The sequence below is a fragment of the Cryobacterium sp. TMT2-14 genome, from assembly GCF_004402465.1.
In the GTDB taxonomy this organism is placed as follows: Bacteria; Actinomycetota; Actinomycetes; order Actinomycetales; family Microbacteriaceae; genus Cryobacterium; species Cryobacterium sandaracinum.
In genome coordinates, this window is record NZ_SOFV01000007.1 from 20734 (window position 1) to 40534 (window position 19801).

Here is a 19801-nt window from a genome sequence, read left to right on the forward strand (position 1 = left end):
GGTTTAAGGGGGAGTTGTGGTCCCCGGCTTGCACGCGTCATGGGGCTCTTCCGATAGATCCGGTTTTGGCCAACCCTAGCCGCCCGCGCACGGGGCCGGCGTCCACGGCCTCCGGTAGACTCAATCCGACATTCTGACTTCACGAGAGCCGGGAGGCCGCATGGCGACAATCCTCCTCACGTTTGCTGCCCTGTCCGCGCTCACCCCGATCCTCACCCGGTGGCTCTCGCTGCGTGTTTTCTACGTCATCGCATTGCTCCCCGCGACCGTCTTCGGCTATACCCTCACCCAGACCCGGGCCGTGTCGACCGGCGGAGCGATCACCGAGAGCGTCCCGTGGATTCCCGCGTTGGGTATCTCGCTCTCGTTCCGCGTCGACACCCTCGCCTGGCTGCTCGCCCTCGTCGTGACCGGGGTCGGCGCGCTCGTGCTGGTCTACTGCGCCCGCTACTTCAGCGCCGACGAGCCGGCGCTCGGGCGCTTCGCCGCGGTCCTGCTGGCGTTCGCCGGCGCGATGTACGGCCTGGTGACATCCGACGACATCGTCGTCATGTTCATCTTCTGGGAGATCACGAGCGTGCTCTCCTACATTTTGATCGGGCATTACACGTTCAAACGGGCGAGCCGCGGTGCCGCCCTGCAGGCGTTGCTGGTGACCACCTTCGGCGGGTTGATCATGCTGATCGGGGTCGTCATCCTCGCGGTGGAGGCCGGAACCACGTCGCTCGCAGCGATCGTCGCCGACCCCGTCACCGGCCCGGCTACCACCTGGTCGGTGCTGCTCATCCTGGTCGGCGCGCTGTCTAAGTCCGCGCTCGTGCCCTTCCACTTCTGGCTGCCGGCCGCGATGGCGGCGCCCACCCCGGTGAGCGCCTACCTGCACGCGGCCGCGATGGTCAAGGCCGGCATCTACTTGGTGGCGCGCCTCGCCCCTGGCTATGCCGACACGCCGGGCTGGATGCCGGTGCTCGTCACCCTCGGCGTCGTCACCATGCTGGTCGGCGCGTGGCGTTCGCTGCGCCAGTACGACCTCAAGCTGGTGCTCGCCTACGGCACGGTCAGCCAGCTCGGGTTCCTGATGGTCGTCGTCGGCTTCGGCACCCGGGACGCCGCGCTCGCCGGGGTGGCATTGCTCCTCGCCCACGCCCTCTACAAGTCGGCGCTGTTCCTGACCGTCGGCATCATCGACCACCGGGCCGGCACCCGCGACTGGCGACAGCTCTCCGGCGTGGGGCGCAACGCGCCCGTGCTGGCCGTGATCGCCCTGCTATCGGTCGCATCTATGGCCGGTATCCCGCCGCTGCTCGGCTTCGTCGCCAAGGAGTCCGTGTTCACGGCATTCCTCGAGGCAGGCCTGGCCGGCGACGGATGGGGCTGGGTGGCCCTGGTCGGCACCGTGGTCGGCTCCGTGCTGACGGTCGCCTACAGCGCCCGCTTCTTCTGGGGTGCCTTCGGCACCCGGGTCAGCCTCGCAGACACCGCCCTGCACCCCGCCCGCTGGGACTTCCAGCTGGCGCCGGGACTGCTCGCCGTGGCCACCCTCCTGCTCGGCCCCCTCGTCTTCCTGCTGGACCCGGTGCTGGTCTCCTACGCCGACACCGTTCCCGGCGGCGGCGACTACCACCTCGCGCTCTGGCACGGCTTCGAACCGGCGCTCGCCCTGAGTGCCGTTGTTCTCCTGCTCGGCGCCGTGCTGTTCTGGAAGCGGCCGGGCGTGGCCCGGCTGCAGGGCACGGTGCCGGCCTACATCGACGCCGGTCAGGGCTACGGCTCCACCGTGCGCGGCATCGACCGGGCCGCGGCGCGCATCACCCACTTCGCCCAGCAGGGCGGGTTGCCGCAGTACCTGTCCACCATCCTCGTCGTCTTCGTGCTGGCCCTGGGCTTCGCGGCCTTCGTCAACCGCAGCTGGCCCGAGGAGGTCGTGCTCTGGGACTACCCGGGCCAGGTCGTGATCGCCCTCATCATGGGCATCGCGGCGGTGATGGCGGCTCGCGTCGGTGAGCGCATCACTGCCGTGCTGCTGACCGGCGTCACGGGCTACGGCCTCGTCGCGTTCTTCGCCTTCCACGGCGCTCCCGACCTGGCCCTGACGCAGGCCCTGGTCGAGACGATGACCATCGTCGTCTTCGTGCTGGTGCTGCGCCGGTTGCCGCAGAAGATCGCCCAGCACAACCGGCCGATGCACCGGCGGCGGCGCGTGCTGATCGGCGTGCTGGTGGGCGCCGTGATGGGCACCATCGGCGTGATCGCGCTCGGTGCACGGGAGGCCCCAAGCATCGCGGCGGAGCTTCCGCGCCTCGCGGTCGAGGAGGGGCACGGACGCAACATCGTGAACGTGATGCTCGTGGACATCCGTGCCTGGGACACGATGGGTGAGATCTCTGTGCTGATCGTGGTGGCCACCGGCGTCGCCAGCCTCCTCTTCGTCTCGGGCCGCAACGCGGTCGTGCCCCGGCTGCGCGATTCCCGCAAACGCCGGTCGCTGCCGCACCGTCGCAAGGTCGTCGCCGACCCGGCCGCGTCCTCCGAGGGGCATGCGGTCACTCGCCAGTCCTGGCTCCTGGCCGGCCGTACGGTTGCCGAGAAGGACCGGTCGATCATGCTCGAGGTGCTCGTGCGGCTGCTGTTCTACCCGGCCATGATCGTCTCCGTCTACCTGCTCATCGCCGGCCACAACGCTCCCGGCGGCGGCTTCGCCGGTGGCCTGATCGCCGGGCTGGCGCTCGTCTCCCGCTACCTCGCGGGAGGCCGCTACGAGCTGGGCGAGGCGGTACCCGTCGATCCGGGCAAGATCCTCGGGCTCGGCATCGTGCTGGCGGTCGGGATGGCCGTGGTCTCGCTCTTCTTCAGCGGCATCCCGCTGGAATCCGCCTACTTCGAAACCACGGTACCCGTGCTCGGCCCCCTCTCTTTCGGCACCTCCACCATCTTCGACATCGGCGTGTACCTGGTCGTGGTCGGTCTCGTGTTGGACATCCTGCGCAGCCTCGGCAGCGAAGTCGATCGACAGCAGGAAGCCGGCGAGACCGAGCCGCACCCGCAGTCCGAGCAGGGCGCGGTGGTAGCCGGATGAGCGCCTCCCTCACCCTCGTGATCGTGATGGCGGTCCTGTACGCCGCCGGCGTCTACGTGATGCTGGAGCGCAGTCTCACCCGGGTGCTGATCGGATTCCTGCTGGTGGGCAACGCCACGAACCTGCTGATCTTCATCATGAGCGGCCGCCCCGGCAACGCGCCCATCGTCACCGGCACGGCCGCCGACGCTGCGATGGTCGACCCGGTGCCCCAGGTGCTCATGCTCACCGCCATCGTGATCAACTTCGGCATCACGGCGCTCATCCTCGCGCTGATCTACCGGTCCTGGTGGCTGGCCCGGCTGGGCGACGAGGGGGACACGGTCACCGACGAGCATGCGGCCGAGACTGTGGCAAGCACGGAGGAGTCCTTCCGCTCGGTCACCGAGGACGAGGCAGCCAGCCAGGAAGACCTCGACGCGAGCGAGCGCGAGAGCGAGCTCGGTGCCCCTGCCAACGCGCCGGACAAGGGGATGAAGCTATGAATCTCCTCGTGCCTCTGGTCGTCACCATCCCGCTGCTCGGAAGCGCTCTGACCCTCGCCCTCGGCCGCCGTCGCCCCCAGCAGATCGTGGTCAGCGTGATCGCCCTGACGCTGGTGGCGTTTATCGGCGCGGTCCTGCTGGTGCAGGTCGATCAGACCGGCCCCGCCGTCGTGCACGTGGGCGGCTGGGATGCGCCGTGGGGCATCGTGCTCGTCGTCGACCGGCTCTCGGCGATCATGCTTCTGGTCTCCGCGCTGATGCTGCTCGGCGTGCTCCTGTTCGCCGTGGGGCAGGGCATCGTCGACGGAGACCGGGAAACCCCGGTTTCGATCTTCCATCCCACCTATCTCGTGCTGGCGGCCGGGCTGTTCAACGCGTTCATCGCGGGGGACCTGTTCAACCTCTACGTTGGTTTCGAGATGCTGCTCTCGGCTAGTTACGTGCTGCTGACGCTCGGCGGAACGGGTGCGCGCATCCGTGTCGGTGTCACCTACATCGTGGTGAGCCTGGTCTCCTCCATCCTGTTCCTCAGCGCGATCGCCCTGATCTATGGGGCCACGGGCACCGTCACCATGGCGCTCATCTCCGAGCGGGTGGCGGACCTCCCGCCGGACGTGCAGCTGATCCTCAACCTGCTGCTCCTGCTGGCCTTCTGCGTGAAGGCCGCCGTGTTTCCGCTGTCGTTCTGGTTGCCTGACTCCTATCCCACGGCCCCGGCGCCGGTCACTGCGGTGTTCGCGGGGCTGCTCACGAAGGTCGGAATCTACGCGATCATCCGCACCCAGACCCTGCTCTTCCCCGAGAGCCCGCTGTCGGTGCCGCTGATGGTGGTGGCGTTGCTGACCCTGATCGTGGGCATCCTCGGGGCGCTCGCGCAGGCGGACATCAAGCGGCTGCTGTCGTTCACGCTGGTGAGCCACATCGGCTACATGATCTTCGGCATCGCGATGGGCACGCCGCTGGCGATCGCGGCCACCATCTTCTACGTCGTGCACCACATCACGGTGCAGACGACCCTCTTCCTCTGCGCGGGGCTGATCGAGCGGGTGGGCGGCACCACCTCGCTGGCCCGGCTCGGCGGACTGTTGACGGCGGCGCCGTTCGTGGCCTTCCTGTTCTTCGTTGGGGCGCTCAACCTCGGCGGCATCCCGCCGTTCTCGGGCTTCCTCGGCAAGATCGCCCTCTTCCAGGCCGGCGCGGACATCGCCGAACCGGTGACCTACATCCTGATGGGCGCCGGCGCCGCCACCTCGCTGCTCACGCTCTACGCCCTGGCCCGCGTCTGGAACATCGCGTTCTGGCGGGGGGCCGGCGAGGTCGAGGACTACGAGTCGCCGATGCTCGATGCGCTCCTGGACGACCCGGACGACGAGGGCACGGTCACGACGCGCACCATCTCGCCGCTGATGACCGGCGCGACGACGGCGCTGCTGCTGCTGACCGTCTCACTCACCGTGTTCGCCGGGCCGGTGTTCGCGTTCACCACCCGCGCGGCGGCCAACATCGAGAACCCGGCCACGTACATCGACGCCGTCTTCCCGAACGGCACGCCATGAGCACCCCGAAGCAGCGCCTCGTCGCCATCGCCAACCAGGCGCCGCTGTTCCTGGGGCTCGTGCTGCTGTGGATGCTGCTCTGGGGCTCGTTCTCCTGGCTCAACCTGCTCACCGGCACGCTGCTGGCCACCCTCGTCTCCGTGGGCTTCTACCTACCGGCCGTGGAGCTGGGTTTGCGCCTTAACCCGTGGTACACCGTGCTCTACCTGATCCGGCTCGGGTTCGACATCGTCCGGGGCTCGCTGCAGGTGGCCGTCCTCGCGCTCTCCCCGCGCTACACACCCAGCAACGCGATCGTGGCGGTGCACCTGCGCACCCGCAGCGACTTCATCCTGACGCTGACCGGGGTGTCGACGTCCATCGTTCCCGGGGCGATCGTGGTCGATGTGGACCGGGTGCAGTCCACCCTCTATCTGCACGTGCTGAACGTGGCGCATCCGGAACAGGTGGAGCGGTTCCGGAACGGCGTGCTGGCCGAGGAGCGCCGGATCGTGATGGCCCTCGGGTCCCGGGAAGACGTGGAACGGCTCCACCGGGTGAGCGGCGAGGACCGGAGTGAGAAAGACCAGCGCGCACGCGACCAGCATGCGAATGAGAAACTGAAGCGGGGAGGAACCGCCTGATGCACATCGTTGCCGTCATTGCCGGGGTGCTGTTCGGGGCCGGTGCCCTGTGCGCCCTCTATCGAATCGTGCGGGGACCGACCGTGCTGGACCGGGTGATCGCCTCGGATGTCCTGGTCGCGACCGTGATCTGCGCCATGGGCGCGGAGATGGCATTCAACCGGCACACCGACACGCTGCCGGTGCTGCTGGTCCTCGCCCTCTTCGCGGTGCTCGGCTCGCTGAGCGTCGCCCGCTTCCTGCCCGTGCGGGACACCGAATGACCGACGAACTGCGCGACGTGATCTCGGCTGTCCTGGTGCTCGCCGGGGCCGTGATGTGCTTCGCGGCCGGAATCGGCGTCATCCGTTTCCCCGACGTACTATCGCGGCTGCACGCCGCCACCAAACCGCAGATCTTCGGCCTCATGGCGATCACGGCCGACGTCGCTCTGAACAACTTTACCGTGGGCACCGTCACCCTCGTCATGGCCATCGTCGTGTTCCAGGCGTTGACCGCCCCGGTCGCAGCGCACATGGTGGGCCGGGCCGCCTATGACACCCACCATGTGCGTGTCGATGTGCTCATAATCGATGAGCTCGGTACCCGGCCCGAATGATAAGATCGTCTCTGTCGCGACTGGCGTAGCACGAAAGATGGGTCACCATCGGGGAGCGACTGACACGGTTAGTGACCGCACGCCTGGGCCACGACGATTGATCATCACGTCGTTAAACAAGAAGTCTGAGGAGACCCCGTGCCCGAATCCGTGCCATCCACCGTTCTGCGGTCCACATTCAACGAGCCCCTTGAGGTCGTCGACCCCGAGATCGCCGCCGTTCTCGAGCAGGAGCTCGGACGCCAGCGCGACTACCTCGAGATGATCGCCAGCGAGAACTTCGTGCCGCGCGCTGTGCTGCAGTCGCAGGGCTCCGTGCTCACCAACAAGTACGCCGAGGGTTACCCGGGACGCCGCTACTACGGCGGCTGCGAGTACGTGGACGTCGCCGAACAGCTCGCCATCGACCGGGCCAAGTCCCTCTTCGGCGCCGCGTACGCCAACGTGCAGCCGCACTCCGGCGCCACCGCGAACGCCGCCGTGCTCTCGGCCATCGCGACGCCCGGCGACACCATCCTCGGTCTGGAACTTGCCCACGGCGGCCATCTCACCCACGGCATGAAGCTCAACTTCTCCGGCAAGCTCTACAATCCCGTCGCCTACGGCGTCGACCCGACCACCTTCCTGGTCGACATGGACGTCGTGCGCGAGACGGCACTCGAGACCAAGCCCAAGGTCATCATCGCCGGCTGGTCCGCCTACCCGCGCCACCTCGACTTCGAGGCCTTTCGCAGCATCGCCGACGAGGTCGGCGCCCTGCTCTGGGTCGACATGGCCCACTTCGCCGGACTCGTCGCCGCCGGCCTGCACCCGTCGCCGGTTCCCTACGCGGATGTCGTGTCCACCACCGTGCACAAGACCCTCGCCGGTCCCCGCTCCGGTCTGATCCTCTCGCGCGACATGGCGCTGGCGAAGAAGCTCAACTCCAACGTGTTCCCCGGCCAGCAGGGCGGCCCGCTGATGCACGTGATCGCCGCCAAGGCGACCGCGTTCAAGCTCGCGGCCGAGCCCGAGTTCAAGGAACGTCAGGAGCGCACCCTGCGCGGTGCCAGCATCCTCGCCGACCGTCTGATGGCGGATGATTCGCGCGCCGGCGGCGTCGACGTGCTCACCGGCGGCACCGACGTGCACCTCGTGCTCGCGGACCTCCGCAACTCGCCGATCAACGGACAGCAGGCCGAGGACGCCCTGCACGCGGTCGGCATCACGGTCAACCGCAACTCGGTGCCGTTCGACCCGCGCCCGCCGATGGTCACCAGCGGCCTGCGCATCGGAACCCCTGCCCTGGCCACCCGTGGCTTCGGCGATGAGGAGTTCACGGTCGTCGCCGACGTCATCGCCGAGGCGCTCAAGCCCGACGCCGACATCGAGGGCCTCCGCGCCCGCGTCAAGGTGCTTACCGAGGCCTTCCCGCTGTACCCCGGTCTGCAGCAGTAACGTCCGCCGCGCACCCGGCCGCCCTCGACCCGGGTGTCAACGCCGCAGGCTCCGCACCCTGGCGTACGGCCTGTGAACGATTTCGACGGAGATTTTGCTGCGAAAGCCCGCTGAAGGCATCCGTCACCGGCGTGTTGCCCAAAATCCCCGTCGGATTCGCACGCGCCTTCGGCACCTGCGCACCTGCAAACGTCAGAATGACCGACTGAATGGATCCACAATGACGGCAATAACCCTCGACGGAGTCACGACCGCCTCCGTGGTCAAGACCGAGCTCATCGACCGGATCGCGGAGCTGCGCGCGCACGGGATCGTGCCCGGGCTCGGCACGCTCCTGGTCGGCGATGACCCGGGCTCGCGCTCGTATGTCGCGGGCAAGCACCGCGACTGCGCCGAGGTCGGCATTGAATCGATCCGGGTCGACCTGCCCGCGTCGGCGACCAGCGCCGATGTGCGCGCCGCAATCGCCGACCTGAACTCCGCCCGCGAGGTGACCGGCTACATTATTCAGCTGCCGCTGCCGGTCGGCCACAACGACAACGCCATGCTCGAACTGATCGACCCGTCGAAGGATGCCGACGGCCTGCATCCGACGAACCTCGGCCGCTTGGTGCTCGGCATCGAGGGCGAGCTGGACTCGCCGCTGCCCTGCACTCCGGCCGGCATCGTCGAGCTGCTGCGCCGCTACGACGTGCCGATCGTCGGCCAGCGCGTCGTCGTCGTCGGGCGCGGCCTCACCGTCGGGCGCCCGCTCGGACTGCTGTTCACCCGCAAGGGTCTGGATGCCACCGTCACCCTGACGCACTCCCGCACGGTAGACCTGCCCGGCGAGGTGCGGCGCGCCGACATCGTCGTGGCCGCCGTCGGCGTGCCGCACCTGATCCAGGCGGACTGGGTGAAGCCCGGCGCCGCCGTGCTCGACGTGGGCATCACCCGGGTGACCGACCCGATCACCGGCAAGGGCACCCTGACCGGTGACGTGCACCCGGGTGTCGCGAACGTCGCCGGCTTCCTGTCCCCGAATCCGCGCGGCGTCGGCCCGATGACCCGTGCCATGCTGCTGTGCAACGTGGTGAAGGCAGCCGAGCTGTCGCTCAGCAGGTAGTCGGGCGCCACGGGCGGTCGCCTCGTAACGGTCGCCTCTCGGGGCTCGCGCAGGTGGCCGTGCGGGCGAGGCTCGGTGGTACCGCCGTCGCGGCGCACGCTGTGGAAGCCGGCGCACGGTATTCCCTGCGCCGTGAGCCGTAGCCCGCGCCGCGACCGTGAGGCAGACCGGCTCAGCGCTGCGGCAGCGCCGTCACCGAGGCGTGCAGGGCGCAGTGACGCAGATACTCCGCTGCGTTGTGGCCGAGGCCGGCCACCTCCTCATCCGTCAGGGGCCGCCGCACCTTGGCGGGAACGCCGGCGACCAGCGATCTGGGCGGGATGACGGTGCCCTCGAGCACGACGGCTCCGGCGGCGACGAGGGACCCGGAACCGACGACGGCGCCGTTCAGCACCGTCGCCATCATGCCGATCAGCGAGCCGTCCTCGACCGTGCAGCCGTGCAGCACTGCCCCGTGCCCGACGGACACATTCCGGCCGACGATCAGCGGGAATCCGTGGTCCACGTGGCAGGAGACGTTGTCCTGCAGGTTGGAGCCGGGGCCGATCCGGATGGGTTCCGCCTCGGCGCGCAGCACGGCGTTGTACCAGACGCTGGCGTGTTCGGCCAGGGTGACGTTGCCGACGACCACGGCGCCCGGGGCGACGTAGGCGGTCTCGGCCACGACCGGTCCGGGTCGGTCGGGCAGGGTGATGATGCGGGCGGCGCTGTCGGCAGTCATACGCGTCAGCCTATCGGGCTGCCTCGCGTGCAGGCTCTAGGATTTCGGCATGGTCAATTCCGCGCATCCGTCCGTCGATCGGGTTCGGGAGGCTCTCCGCGCCCACGGCCTGGACCCGGAAATTCGCTGGTTCGACGATGCGGCCACAACCGCCGCCGCCGCCGCGGAGGCGCTCGGTATTTCGCGCGGCGCCATCGCGAATTCGCTCGTCTTCACCCTCGATGGTGAGCCGTTGCTCGTGCTCACCTCGGGGGCTCACCGGGTCGATGCGGCGTGGCTGGGGGACAGACTGGGCGGCACGATCGGACGTGCCTCGAAGGATGTCGTCAGGCAGGCCACCGGTCAGGTGATCGGCGGGGTCGCGCCGCTGGGACATCCGTCGCCACTGCGCACCCTGGTCGACGTCGCCCTCGCCGAATTCCCGGTCGTCTGGGCGGCTGCGGGCCACGCGCACACCGTGTTCCCGACCACGTTCGACGAACTCGTGCGAATCACCGGCGGCGAGCCCACCGCCGTCTCGCCCTAGATCCCGACGGCCTGATCTCCGCCACTCGCGCACCGCCGGGCCGGGAGAATGGCTCCCTCGCCGGTGGGCAAAGTCACAGTTCGGCGGCGTACGGCGACGGATGCCCGGCACGTCCCGGGCGCGACCGGCACTGAACATAGACTCGGCAGAGTTGCACCTCTGATCACTTCGATGGCGAAAAATTCACAAAGGATGCTCAATGCGCGCTCGACATGCTCTCCCGGCCCTGGCCGCCGTGGCCGCCCTCCTGCTTACCGCCTGCGTGGACAACTCCACTCCGACGACTGGCGTCACGGAGGGATCCGCGGCCGAGGTGGTGACCACCGACGAGGAGGCCGCCGCGCTCCTCCCGGAAACGACCGCGACCCCGGGCAAGCTCGTCTTCGGCACCAGCCCGAATTACGCGCCGAACGAGTTCAAAAACGACGCCGGTGAACCGATCGGCTGGGCGATCGACCTGAGTGATGCGATCGCCGCCAAGCTCGGGCTCGAGGCCCAGTACACGGTGGCCAAATTCGAGAACATCATCCCGAATGTCGTCGGCGGCAAGATCGACGTCGGCATGTCGTCCTTCACCGACACGGCGGAGCGTGAAAAGCAAGTCGATTTCGTGAACTACTACCTCGCAGGCATCCAGTGGGCCTCGCCCGCGGGCACGACCGTCGACCCCGACGATGCGTGCGGACTCAAGGTCGCCGTGCAGTCCACGACCTACCAGGACACCGTCGAGATCCCGGCGAAGAGTGACGCCTGCGTCGCCGCCGGCAAACCGCCGATCCAGAAGATCCCCCTCGACACGCAGGATGCCGCGGCGAATGCCGTCGCGCTGGGCCAGGCCGACGCTTTCAGCGCCGACTCCCCGGTCACCCTCTACGGGATCGCACAGTTGACGGGCAAGCTGCAGACCGCGGGAGAGACGTTTGAGGCGGCACCATACGGTATGGCCGTGCAGAAGGATTCCGGGATGGCCGAGGCCGTGCAGGCTGCGCTGCAGTCGCTGGTCGACGACGGCACCTACGAGGCGATTCTGGACGACTGGGGGGTCGTCGACGGCGGCCTCGACACGATCACACTCAACGCCGGCGCGAGGGGCTAGGCACGTCGCCGCCGCTGGGCGCCGCCTCGACCCCGGGCACCGGTTTCGGCCGTCGCGTGCGTGGCTAACTCAGGAGATCCCCGCCGAACCTCGTTCGCACCCGCACAGGTCTGTGGATGCGCACGGGCGGCGGCACGACTTCTCCTGAATTAGCCACGTGGGGCGAGTTCCCGCTGTGTTATTGCTCCCGCGCCGCCCCGTCGGCCGCGCGCACCACGAACAGGTCCGGGGCCGCGAAGCCCCGGGCTGCGAACGCGGCCGTGACCGCCGCCGTAACCGCGGGGATCAGGGCGCGCGGGGTAAGGGCGATGGCGGCGCCGCCGAAGCCGCCGCCGGTCATCCGGGCGCCGATTGCCCCGGTGCCGCGCGCGGTCTCCACGGCGAGGTCGAGTTCGGGCACGGAAATCTCGAAGTCGTCCCGCATTGACAGGTGCGAGGCGTCCAGGAGGGCGCCGATCGCGGTCGGTCCCTGCTCGCGCAGGGTGCGCACGGTGTCCTGCACGCGCTGGTTCTCGGTGACCACGTGCCGCACCCGGCGGAACGTCTCGTCGTCGAGCACGTCGGCGGCCCGGCCGAGGTCGTCCACGGTGAGGTCGCGCAGGGAGGGGACCCCCAGCATCCGTGCACCCAGTTCGCAGGATGCCCGGCGCGAGGCATACCCGCCGGTCGAGTGCGCGTGGCTTACCCGCGTGTCGATGATCAGCAGGTCGAGGCCGGCCCCGTCGAAGCCGAGCGGGATCACCTCGGCCTCGAGGGTGCGGCAGTCCAGGAAGACGGCGGAGTCGGCCTCGCCCAGCAGGGACGCGGACTGGTCCATGATGCCGGTGGGAGCCCCGACGGCCCGGTTCTCGGCCAGCTGGCCCACCCGGGCGAGCATGCGCCGGTCGAGTCCGAGCTGCCAGAGGTCGTTCAGGGCCACGGCAACCGCACTCTCGATCGCGGCGGAGGACGACAGTCCGGCCCCGATCGGCACGTCAGAGTCGATGAACACGTCAAATCCGGGCCGGGTGGCCAGGTCGGCGCCGAACTGGCCGAGGGCCCAGGCCACGCCGAGCGGGTACGCCGACCAGCCGGCCAGGTTCTCCGGAGTCAGGTCGTCAAGGGAGAGCTCCACCGTTTCCGCGGCGAACGAGCTCGCCACCCGCAGCTGGCGGTCGCCGCGCAGGCCGAGCCCGACGAGCGTGCGCCGGTTGATCGCGAAGGGAAACACGAACCCGTCGTTGTAGTCGGTGTGCTCGCCGATCAGGTTGACGCGGCCGGGGGCCGACCAGAGTCCGGCCGGGGCCGCGTCGAAGCGGCTCGTGAAGCCATCCGTCACGGTCTGGATGAGATCGGTCATGCGTGGGCCTGCCTTTCGAGTGTGGTGCTGCTAGCGGGAACGGATGCCGCGGCGCCGGCCGCCGCTTCGGTCGCGTCCGTCCCGGCGGAGCGTTCGACCGCGCGGCGAATGTTGTCGGCCGCCTGCTCGGGCGTGACGTCTCCGATCCAGGCGCCCATGGCGGCCTCCGACCCGGCCAGGAACTTCAGTCTGTCTGCGGCCCGGCGAGGACTCGTCACCTGCAGCATCAGCCGGATCTCGTCGCGGCGCACCGAGACCGGGGCCTGGTGCCAGGCCGCGATATACGGCGTCGGGGTGTCGTAGAGGGCATCGATGCCGCGCAACAGCCGCCGGAAGAGCACGGCGAGCTCATCGCGCTCAGCCAGGCTGGTCGCCGCGAAGTCGGGCACGTGCCGGTGCGGCAGCATGTGCACCTCGATGGGCCAGCGCGCGGCGAACGGCACGAAGGCGGTCCAGTGCTCGCCGGTCAGAATGACCCGGCCCCCGGCCTGCTCGCTGGCGAGGATGTCCGCGAACAGGTTTGGTCCGTACTGGTCGAGGGAGGCGATCACGCGCTGGGTGCGCGGCGTGACGTAGGGGTAGGAGTAGATCTGGCCGTGCGGGTGGTGCAGCGTGACGCCGATCGCCTCGCCGCAGTTTTCAAACGGGAAGACCTGTTCCACGCCGGGTAGCTGTGACAGGGCGTACGTGCGCTCGGCCCAGGCCTCGATCACCGTGCGGGAGCGCACGACCGACAGGCTCGCGAACGAGCCCTCGTTCTCGGGGCTGAAGCAGACGACCTCGCAGCGGCCGACCGAGGTGCGGACGCGGTTCAGTCCGATGGTGTTCAGGTCGTCGAGCCCGGCGGGGGCGTCGGCGTCGGTGAGGAGGGGCCCGAACGAGGGCGACTTGTTCTCGAACACGGCCACGTCGTAGTTGCTGGGCACCTCTGACGGGTTCCCCGGCGTCGACGGGGCGAGCGGGTCCAAGTGTGCGGGCGGCAGGAACACGCGGTTCTGGCGGGCGGCGGCGATCGAGACCCATTCGCCGCTGAGCGGGTCCTGGCGCATCCGGGCGGTGGCCGGGCGCGGGTCGAGTTCGCGCAGGTCGGCCGCCCGATCCGGCGGCAGGCTGGACTGCGGGTCATCGAAGTAGATGAGGTCCCGGCCATCGGCGAGGGTGTGGCGGTGACGGATGATGCCGGTGTCGGCTACGAAGTCTGGTGTGTTCATGGCGAAAACAACGTTATCTGATTTGCACATGTGAAACCAGGTCTTTCAGGTTGATAACCAAAGTAAACTAAGTGAAGATTGGGTATGGCTTCTCGCGAATCGACCGAATCGACCGAATCGACCGAATCGACCGAATCGACCGAATCGACCGAATCGACCGCCACGGCCGACCTCATCGACGTGAGCGACCGGCCCGGCGACCGCGACACGCTCCCGGCCCACCAGCGGCGGGAGCAGATCCAGCGCCTCGTCGGGGAGCGCGGTTTCGTACGAGTGCGCGAGTTGCGCGAGGCGTTCGGAGTGTCCGGCGTCACGGCGCGGGCCGACCTCGACGTGCTTGAGTCCGCCGGGACGGTGCAGCGCGTGCACGGCGGGGCGGTTCCGGCCGCGCCACTCAGCGGCCGCCCGCTGCGGGAGTTCTCCTTCGAGGAGGCCCTCGCGTCATCCGTGCTGCCCAAGCAGCAGATCGGCGTGCTCGCCGCGGCCCTCGTCACGAGCGGGCAGAGCATCCTCCTCGACGTCGGCACGACCACCCTCTCTATCGCCCACGCGCTGCTGGCCCGCACCGATCTGACCGACGTCGTCATCATCACGAACGGGCTCAGCATCGCCCTCGCCCTCGAGCCGGCCATCCCTCGGTTCACCGTGATCGTCACGGGCGGTTCGCTCCGCCCGCTGCAGCACTCCCTGGTCGAGCCACTCGCACGGACGGTGCTCAGCCAGGTTCACGCCGATTTGGCTTTCATCGGCTGCAACGGCGTCGATGCCGGCTACGGGGTCACGAACATCAACCTCCCCGAGGCTGGGGTCAAAACGCTCATGCTGGCCGCCGCGACCCGGGCGGTCGTCGTGGCCGACGCCTCCAAGCTCGGCCAGGTACACCTCGGGCAGGTCGGCCCGCTGCGCGCGTTCGACACCCTGGTGACGGATGCCGCGGCCGACGAGGTCATGCTCGCGCCCCTCCGCGAGGCCGGCCTGACCGTTCTGCAGCCGGAGTAGGTTGACACTATGCGCGCTGCAACGGGTTTCCAGTATGAGTTGAGGGTAGCCACGCCGAGTGGGCCTGCGCTGGCGATCGTCACCGAGGTGGCCGCCGGCCTCCGGCTGTATTCCGTGGACGGCATAGACCTCGTCGAGCCGTTCGCGGCCGAGGCCACCCCGCCGTGGGGCGCCGGCATCGTGCTGATGCCGTGGCCCAACCGCATCCGGGACGGCCTCTGGCGGCACCAGGGCGTCATGCAGCGGCTGCCGCTCACCGAGCCGGAACAGCAAAACGCGATCCACGGCCTGCTTCGGTATTCGTCCTATCGCATGCTCGACCGCAGCCCGAGTTCGGTCACTCTGGCCGCCACGGTCTTTCCGCAGGCCGGATACCCGTTCCTGCTCGACACGACCGTGCGGTATGCGCTCACCGACAACGGTCTTGCGGTCACCCACACGGTGCGGAACGTAGGCCGGGACGCGGCCCCGGTAGCGCTCGGCGCGCATCCGTACCCGAAGATCGGCGGCGTTCCCACCGAGGACCTCGTGCTCACGATCGCGGCGCGCACCCATATCGACGTCGACGACCGGCAAAACCCCGTCGGGGAATCTTCCGTCGTCGGCACCAGGTTCGACCTGCGCACGGGGTGCCGGGTGGGCGACGTCGATCTCGACGACGGCTTCGGCGGGGTGGGGCCTGAGGCTCCCGAGGTGCGGTCCGACGTGACCGGCGAGGAGTCCGGCACCGCCAGCGTGGCCTCCTTGACCGCGCCTGACGGCCGCAGCGTCACGATCTGGGGCGACCGGAACATCCGCAACGTTCAGGTCTTCACGCCGCGCAACTTCCCCTTCCCGGGGCCGGGCGGCCCGTTCCTGGGCCTGGCGGTGGCGATCGAGCCGATGACGGCCCCTGCGAATGCCTTCAATTCGGGCGCGGGGCTGCGCTGGGTCGAACCAGGGGAGTCGTGGTCTGTGCGCTGGGGCATCCGCCACCAGGGATTCCGCCTCTGACCCGGCATCACCGCGCCCATCACGGTCCGACGGGCAGAGAGACGGGGTGTCCGCCTCGCGGCGGTCACCCCGTTTCACGGCTTGCCGGCTACGAGAGGACGTCCTTGACCAGGGCCTCGTTCTCGGTGTGCGACCAGAGGGAGTGCAGGTAGCCGACGAGCAGGAGCACGAAGGGCAGGGACACGAGCACCCAGCCGATCGGGCTCAGGCACCACGATGACATCGTCGGGTCCACGCCCTTGGCCACCGTGCCGGAGAGGAGCCCGAAGCGGCTCATCAGCAGGTACTCGCCGAGGATCAGACCGATGGTGGCCAGCACCGGGGCGATGATGGTCTGGACCACGTTCTCGCTGCCCGCATTGCGGTGGAAGAACGCGATCACCGCGATGCAGACGAGGATCTCGATCAGCACGATCGCCACCACGGCGAGACCGCTGAACCAGTAGAACATGTTGAGCACCGGGTCGAGCCGGAAGACGGCGAAGGTGACGATGACGAGATCCGTGAGGACCGACGTGGCGAGGGAGGCGGTGCTCGGGGCGCCGCGACCGTTGACGTGGCTGAGCGGCGCGGGCAGCGCGCCGCCGCGGCCGAGGGCGAAGAGGTACCGGCTGGCCGCGTTCTGAAAGGCCAGCGGTCCGGCGAACAGGCTCGAGATCACCAGGACGCCCATCACGGTGGCCATCCACGGTGCCACGTACTGGGTCGCGAGGGAGAAGAGCACCGCGGCCGGGTCGGCTTGGGGAACCCCGTCGAGACTCGACAGCTCCACGGTCTTCTCGACGACCGAGGATGCACCCATTCCCGTGACCATGGCGAACGCCGTCAGGGCGAACAGCGCCGTGATCACTCCGACCGCCAGGTAGGTGGCGCGGGGGACCACCGTCTTCGGGTCCTTGGATTCCTCGCCGTAGATTGCGGTGGCCTCGAAGCTGATGAAGGACGCGAACGCGAAGGCGAACGCGATGCCCGCCGAGCCGGCCAGCCCGCCGGCGAGGATCGCGGCCGGGTTGAACGAGGCCCAGAAGTTCAGGCCCTCCGGCCCGCCGTCGGCCAGGATGGCGACCGAGGTGACGACCAGTGCCAGGAGTTCGAGCAGCATCAGCACGCCGAGCACCTTGGCGCCGACGTCCACGCTCACCAGGGGAGCAGGCCGACCTGGGCGCCGAGCAGTCCGCCGAAGAACCCGTAGATCGCGAGCTGGATGGCGAGGTAGGCGAGGATCGAGACGAAGGCCGACGCGCTGCCGAGCTGGTGGCCGAGGCCTCGGCCGATATAGGCGAAGAAGGCTCCGGCATTGGTGACGCGCTGGCTCATCGCGGCATAGCCGACGCTGGACAGCAGCAGGGTGACGCCCACCACGAGGTAGGCGCCCGGGGCGGCCGCGCCGTTACCGAGAACGATCGCGACCGGGACCGCACCGGTCATGCCCACGAGCGGTGCGGCCACCGCGACCACGAAGAAGACGATGCCGATCACACCGAGGCGTCCCGTGCGTAGGGTGGTCTGGGAGTCGGACTGAGGGGTACTGCGAGTGGTCGTCATGGGTTTACTCCTCATTGAGTCGACGAATGCGTGAGTCGACGAGTGCGTGAGTCGACGAGTGCGTGAAAACGAACGGATGCCGCGAAAAACCCGTGCGGCTAGCTGCGGTAGTGCATCCAGACGCCCTTGACCTGCGTGTACGCGTCGATCGAATCCGGACCCATCTCGTTGCCCCAGCCGCTGGTCTCGAACCCGCCCCACGGCGCGGCCATATCCGGCACCGGTGGCATGTTCACGAAGATCGCACCGGCACGGATGCCGTTGGCCAGGCGGTGTGCCTTCTCGAGGTCCTTCGTTCAGACCGTGGCGGCGAGCCCATAGTCGGTGTCGTTGGCCCGGTTGATGAGCTCCTGCAGGTCGTCGTCATCGTCGTAGGACATGATCGAGAGCACCGGCCCGAAGACCTCGTCGGTCGCGATGGCCATGTCGTCGCGCACACCGGCGAACACCGTCGGCTGGAAGAAGAAGCCGACCTCGCCGGCCCGGGCGCCACCGGTCACGAGTTCCGCGCCCTCGGCACGGCCGACCGTGACCATCCGTTCGACGTGGTCGAGGTGTTTTTGAGAGACCAGAGGACCCAGCTGGGTGCTGGGGTCCATCCCGGCGCCAAGCTTCATGCCGGAGACCCCGGCCGCCATTTTCTCAACGAATTCGGCCTCGCGCTTCCTGTTGACATAGAACCGCGTGTAGGCCGCGCAGACCTGCCCGGAATTGAGCGTGCCGCCCGCCAGGTTGCCGCCGACGGCCGCGTCGATGTCGGCGTCCGCAGTGGTGATGAAGGGGGCCTTGCCCCCGAGTTCGAGGGTGATCCTCTTGAGGTTCGAGGCGGCGGCGCCGGCCTGCCTGCCTACATCGAAGCCGACCGCGACATCGACGGCCAGGACATCGTGCTCTGGCACACGTTCGGCTTCACCCACTATCCGCGCATCGAGGACTGGCCGATCATGCCCGTGGACACCGCTGGTTTCAAGCTGAAGATCGATGGCTTCTTCGACCGCAGCCCGGTGCTCGATGTGCCGCCGTCGACGCCCGTCGAAGAGGGACACTGCCACTGCTGAGTGTGCAGCGCGCCGGGGTCGAGGGAAGACGGGTTTCCCTCCCCGGCCCCGATCCGGCAGTCTGGGAGGATGGCCGAGAAGATGAGGCAGAAAGACCAGACCGAGACCGGTCCACGTGCAGCACGGGCGGCAGCCGCCGCCCGGCCGCCGCTGAGCCTGCCGGACGCCGTGCGCCTGACGGCCCTGATCCGCATGAAGCGGCTCGCCATCGGCCTGCTCCTCCTGATGGCGGTGGTGTTCGCCACCTCGTTCGCGCTGCAGGAGAGCTATCCGTGGCTGCAGTACGTGCGCGCCGCGGCCGAGGGCGGCATGGTCGGCGCCATAGCGGACTGGTTCGCCGTGACGGCCCTGTTCCGGTACCCGCTGGGCCTGCGCATTCCGCACACGAACATCATCGCCAGCCGCAAGGACGAGATCGGGGCCAGCCTGGGTGAATTCGTTGAGACGAATTTCCTCTCCGAGGCGGTCATCCGTGGCAAGCTCGAATCGCTGGGTGCGTCCCGTCGGCTCGGCGCGTGGCTCTCCCAGGAGGAGAACGCGCGCCGGCTCACCGACGAGGTCGCGGTGGCGGGCGCCGGCCTGCTCAACCTGCTCAGCGACGACGCGATCCAGGAGCTGATCGAAACCGTGGCCCGCGAGAACCTGCTGAAGCCGGAATGGGGTCCGACAATCGGGCACGTGGGGGCGCGGCTGGTCGAGTCGGGGCAGCAGCACGCCGCCGTCGACCTGCTGCTGGAACGGGCCGAGGGCTGGCTGTTGGAGCATCCGGAGGCCTTCGGGCGGGCCGTGTCCCAGCGCCTGCCGACCTGGCTCCCCGGTTTCGTCGACAAGCTGGTCGACGACAAGGCGCACCGGGAGGTGCTCGCCTTCGTGGCCACCGTGCGTGCGGATGCCGCGCATCCGCTCCGCCAGGCCATCGATCGTTACCTCGTCGAGGTGATCGACGACCTGCAGCACGAGCCGGCGATGATCGAACGGGTGGAGGCGCTCAAGCTCGAACTGCTCGACAGCGCCCGGCTGCGCGATTTCGCGAGCAAAACCTGGGAGGCCGTGAAGGTCTCCCTGACGGCGGCGCTGAACGACCCCTCGAGCGGGTTGCGCACGGGCATCCGCTCGACCGTCATGGAGGTCGGCGGGAGACTGTCGACCGACCCGGCCCTCGGCGCCCGCGTCGACCGGTGGCTGGCCGACAGTGCAAGCTACATCGTGCGCCGGTACCGGCACGAGATCGCCGAGGTGATCACCGAAACCGTCGCGCGGTGGGACGCGGCCGAGACGGCCGAGAAGATCGAACTGCAGATCGGAAAGGACCTCCAGTTCATCCGCATCAACGGCACCGTGGTGGGCGCGCTCGCCGGCCTGGTCATTTTCGCGCTCGCCCAGGCCGTTGTGGCACTGGTGTGACGCGGCCCTGGACTCTCGCCCCGAATGGG

The 19801-nt window shown here is 68.8% G+C and carries 18 protein-coding genes, 2 pseudogenes and 1 riboswitch; of the genes and pseudogenes, 14 read left to right on the forward strand and 6 right to left on the reverse strand.

The genetic code is table 11. The features are described from left to right. Positions 1 to 160: 160 nt before the first annotated feature. The 8 genes from E3O28_RS01515 to E3O28_RS01550 all read left to right on the forward strand — a co-directional run bounded on the left by E3O28_RS01515 (position 161) and on the right by E3O28_RS01550 (position 8880). Positions 161 to 3076 (forward strand): Na+/H+ antiporter subunit A, encoded by a 2916-nt coding sequence (locus tag E3O28_RS01515; RefSeq protein WP_134415074.1) that lies wholly within the window; start codon positions 161 to 163, stop codon positions 3074 to 3076. Continuing rightward, positions 3073 to 3561, forward strand: a complete 489-nt coding sequence (locus E3O28_RS01520; protein WP_104100177.1) for an NADH-quinone oxidoreductase subunit K — start codon at positions 3073 to 3075, stop codon at positions 3559 to 3561. The genes E3O28_RS01515 and E3O28_RS01520 overlap by 4 nt, the downstream gene beginning before the upstream one ends. Beyond that, positions 3558 to 5117: a Na+/H+ antiporter subunit D gene (locus E3O28_RS01525; protein ID WP_104100176.1), complete on the forward strand. Its 1560-nt coding sequence runs from the start codon at positions 3558 to 3560 to the stop codon at positions 5115 to 5117. The genes E3O28_RS01520 and E3O28_RS01525 overlap by 4 nt, the downstream gene beginning before the upstream one ends. Next, on the forward strand, positions 5114 to 5740 hold the full coding sequence (locus tag E3O28_RS01530; protein ID WP_104100175.1) for a Na+/H+ antiporter subunit E: 627 nt from the start codon (positions 5114 to 5116) through the stop codon (positions 5738 to 5740). The genes E3O28_RS01525 and E3O28_RS01530 overlap by 4 nt, the downstream gene beginning before the upstream one ends. Further along, entirely contained in the window at positions 5740 to 6003 is a 264-nt protein-coding gene (locus tag E3O28_RS01535) for a monovalent cation/H+ antiporter complex subunit F (RefSeq protein ID WP_104100174.1), read from the forward strand. Before E3O28_RS01530 ends, E3O28_RS01535 begins: the two co-directional genes overlap by 1 nt. Continuing rightward, positions 6000 to 6338 (forward strand): monovalent cation/H(+) antiporter subunit G, encoded by a 339-nt coding sequence (mnhG, locus tag E3O28_RS01540; RefSeq protein WP_104100173.1) that lies wholly within the window; start codon positions 6000 to 6002, stop codon positions 6336 to 6338. Before E3O28_RS01535 ends, mnhG begins: the two co-directional genes overlap by 4 nt. Before the next feature lie 6 nt (positions 6339 to 6344). Next, positions 6345 to 6434, forward strand: a riboswitch (ZMP/ZTP riboswitch). Between the two features lie 42 nt (positions 6435 to 6476). Further along, positions 6477 to 7775, forward strand: a complete 1299-nt coding sequence (gene glyA / locus E3O28_RS01545; RefSeq protein ID WP_104100172.1) for a serine hydroxymethyltransferase — start codon at positions 6477 to 6479, stop codon at positions 7773 to 7775. Between the two features lie 220 nt (positions 7776 to 7995). Next, entirely contained in the window at positions 7996 to 8880 is an 885-nt protein-coding gene (locus E3O28_RS01550; RefSeq protein WP_104100171.1) for a bifunctional methylenetetrahydrofolate dehydrogenase/methenyltetrahydrofolate cyclohydrolase, read from the forward strand. A gap of 172 nt (positions 8881 to 9052) precedes the next feature. On the opposite strand, the gene E3O28_RS01555 is transcribed toward E3O28_RS01550, so the two are convergent. After that, positions 9053 to 9601 carry a gamma carbonic anhydrase family protein gene (locus tag E3O28_RS01555; protein WP_104100170.1) on the reverse strand — a complete coding sequence of 183 codons (549 nt, stop codon included), beginning with the start codon at positions 9599 to 9601 and terminating at the stop codon, positions 9053 to 9055. Positions 9602 to 9650: 49 nt separating this feature from the next. On the opposite strand from E3O28_RS01555, the gene E3O28_RS01560 reads away from it, so the two are divergent. Next, complete coding sequence (locus E3O28_RS01560; RefSeq protein ID WP_104100169.1) at positions 9651 to 10127, forward strand: YbaK/EbsC family protein; 477 nt, start codon at positions 9651 to 9653, stop codon at positions 10125 to 10127. A 199-nt stretch (positions 10128 to 10326) separates the two neighbouring features. After that, entirely contained in the window at positions 10327 to 11223 is an 897-nt protein-coding gene (locus E3O28_RS01565; RefSeq protein WP_104100168.1) for an ABC transporter substrate-binding protein, read from the forward strand. Positions 11224 to 11401: 178 nt separating this feature from the next. Here E3O28_RS01565 and galK read toward each other — a convergent pair whose 3' ends face one another. Next, the gene (gene galK / locus E3O28_RS01570) at positions 11402 to 12562 is read right to left on the reverse strand and encodes a galactokinase (protein ID WP_104100167.1); all 1161 of its coding nucleotides are present in this window, start codon (positions 12560 to 12562) and stop codon (positions 11402 to 11404) included. Then, a complete protein-coding gene (galT, locus tag E3O28_RS01575; protein ID WP_104100199.1) occupies positions 12559 to 13773 on the reverse strand; it encodes a galactose-1-phosphate uridylyltransferase in 1215 nt (404 codons plus the stop codon). The genes galK and galT overlap by 4 nt, the downstream gene beginning before the upstream one ends. Before the next feature lie 84 nt (positions 13774 to 13857). Here galT and E3O28_RS01580 point away from each other — a divergent pair, with 84 nt between their 5' ends. Beyond that, positions 13858 to 14772 (forward strand): DeoR/GlpR family DNA-binding transcription regulator, encoded by a 915-nt coding sequence (locus tag E3O28_RS01580; protein ID WP_134415075.1) that lies wholly within the window; start codon positions 13858 to 13860, stop codon positions 14770 to 14772. A 9-nt stretch (positions 14773 to 14781) separates the two neighbouring features. Further along, positions 14782 to 15765 (forward strand): aldose 1-epimerase family protein, encoded by a 984-nt coding sequence (locus E3O28_RS01585; RefSeq protein ID WP_104100165.1) that lies wholly within the window; start codon positions 14782 to 14784, stop codon positions 15763 to 15765. 88 nt (positions 15766 to 15853) lie between these two features. Here the strand turns inward: E3O28_RS01585 and E3O28_RS01590 are convergent, their stop codons facing one another. The 3 genes and pseudogenes from E3O28_RS01590 to E3O28_RS16145 all read right to left on the reverse strand — a co-directional run bounded on the left by E3O28_RS01590 (position 15854) and on the right by E3O28_RS16145 (position 18227). Further along, a complete protein-coding gene (locus tag E3O28_RS01590) occupies positions 15854 to 16906 on the reverse strand; it encodes an APC family permease (RefSeq protein WP_241972967.1) in 1053 nt (350 codons plus the stop codon). Next, the gene (locus E3O28_RS16795) at positions 16903 to 17310 is read right to left on the reverse strand and encodes a hypothetical protein (RefSeq protein WP_241972968.1); all 408 of its coding nucleotides are present in this window, start codon (positions 17308 to 17310) and stop codon (positions 16903 to 16905) included. Before E3O28_RS16795 ends, E3O28_RS01590 begins: the two co-directional genes overlap by 4 nt. 98 nt (positions 17311 to 17408) lie before the next feature. Further along, positions 17409 to 18227 (reverse strand): annotated as a pseudogene (locus E3O28_RS16145) (aldehyde dehydrogenase family protein). Here E3O28_RS16145 and E3O28_RS16150 point away from each other — a divergent pair. Together E3O28_RS16150 and E3O28_RS01600 are read left to right on the forward strand one after the other, a co-directional pair. Further along, positions 18138 to 18368, forward strand: a pseudogene (locus E3O28_RS16150) (histamine oxidase); the annotation flags it as partial. The pseudogenes E3O28_RS16145 and E3O28_RS16150 overlap by 90 nt on opposite strands. Before the next feature lie 69 nt (positions 18369 to 18437). Further along, positions 18438 to 19772, forward strand: a complete 1335-nt coding sequence (locus E3O28_RS01600) for a DUF445 domain-containing protein (RefSeq protein ID WP_241972969.1) — start codon at positions 18438 to 18440, stop codon at positions 19770 to 19772. The last annotated feature ends 29 nt before the right edge of the window (positions 19773 to 19801 follow it).

Bases quoted from the DNA above. Each gene is read 5' to 3' on its own strand.
- E3O28_RS01550 (WP_104100171.1), top strand. From the start codon at position 7,996: ATGACGGCAATAACCCTCGACGGAGTCACGACCGCCTCCGTGGTCAAG.
- E3O28_RS01555 (WP_104100170.1), bottom strand. From the start codon at position 9,601: ATGACTGCCGACAGCGCCGCCCGCATCATCACCCTGCCCGACCGACCC.
- galK (WP_104100167.1), bottom strand. From the start codon at position 12,562: ATGACCGATCTCATCCAGACCGTGACGGATGGCTTCACGAGCCGCTTC.
- E3O28_RS16795 (WP_241972968.1), bottom strand. From the start codon at position 17,310: ATGACGACCACTCGCAGTACCCCTCAGTCCGACTCCCAGACCACCCTA.
- E3O28_RS01525 (WP_104100176.1), top strand. From the start codon at position 3,558: ATGAATCTCCTCGTGCCTCTGGTCGTCACCATCCCGCTGCTCGGAAGC.
- E3O28_RS01565 (WP_104100168.1), top strand. From the start codon at position 10,327: ATGCGCGCTCGACATGCTCTCCCGGCCCTGGCCGCCGTGGCCGCCCTC.
- galT (WP_104100199.1), bottom strand. From the start codon at position 13,773: ATGAACACACCAGACTTCGTAGCCGACACCGGCATCATCCGTCACCGC.
- E3O28_RS01535 (WP_104100174.1), top strand. From the start codon at position 5,740: ATGCACATCGTTGCCGTCATTGCCGGGGTGCTGTTCGGGGCCGGTGCC.
- E3O28_RS01520 (WP_104100177.1), top strand. From the start codon at position 3,073: ATGAGCGCCTCCCTCACCCTCGTGATCGTGATGGCGGTCCTGTACGCC.
- mnhG (WP_104100173.1), top strand. From the start codon at position 6,000: ATGACCGACGAACTGCGCGACGTGATCTCGGCTGTCCTGGTGCTCGCC.
- E3O28_RS01560 (WP_104100169.1), top strand. From the start codon at position 9,651: ATGGTCAATTCCGCGCATCCGTCCGTCGATCGGGTTCGGGAGGCTCTC.
- E3O28_RS01580 (WP_134415075.1), top strand. From the start codon at position 13,858: ATGGCTTCTCGCGAATCGACCGAATCGACCGAATCGACCGAATCGACC.
- E3O28_RS01515 (WP_134415074.1), top strand. From the start codon at position 161: ATGGCGACAATCCTCCTCACGTTTGCTGCCCTGTCCGCGCTCACCCCG.
- E3O28_RS01585 (WP_104100165.1), top strand. From the start codon at position 14,782: ATGCGCGCTGCAACGGGTTTCCAGTATGAGTTGAGGGTAGCCACGCCG.
- E3O28_RS01600 (WP_241972969.1), top strand. From the start codon at position 18,438: ATGGCCGAGAAGATGAGGCAGAAAGACCAGACCGAGACCGGTCCACGT.
- E3O28_RS01530 (WP_104100175.1), top strand. From the start codon at position 5,114: ATGAGCACCCCGAAGCAGCGCCTCGTCGCCATCGCCAACCAGGCGCCG.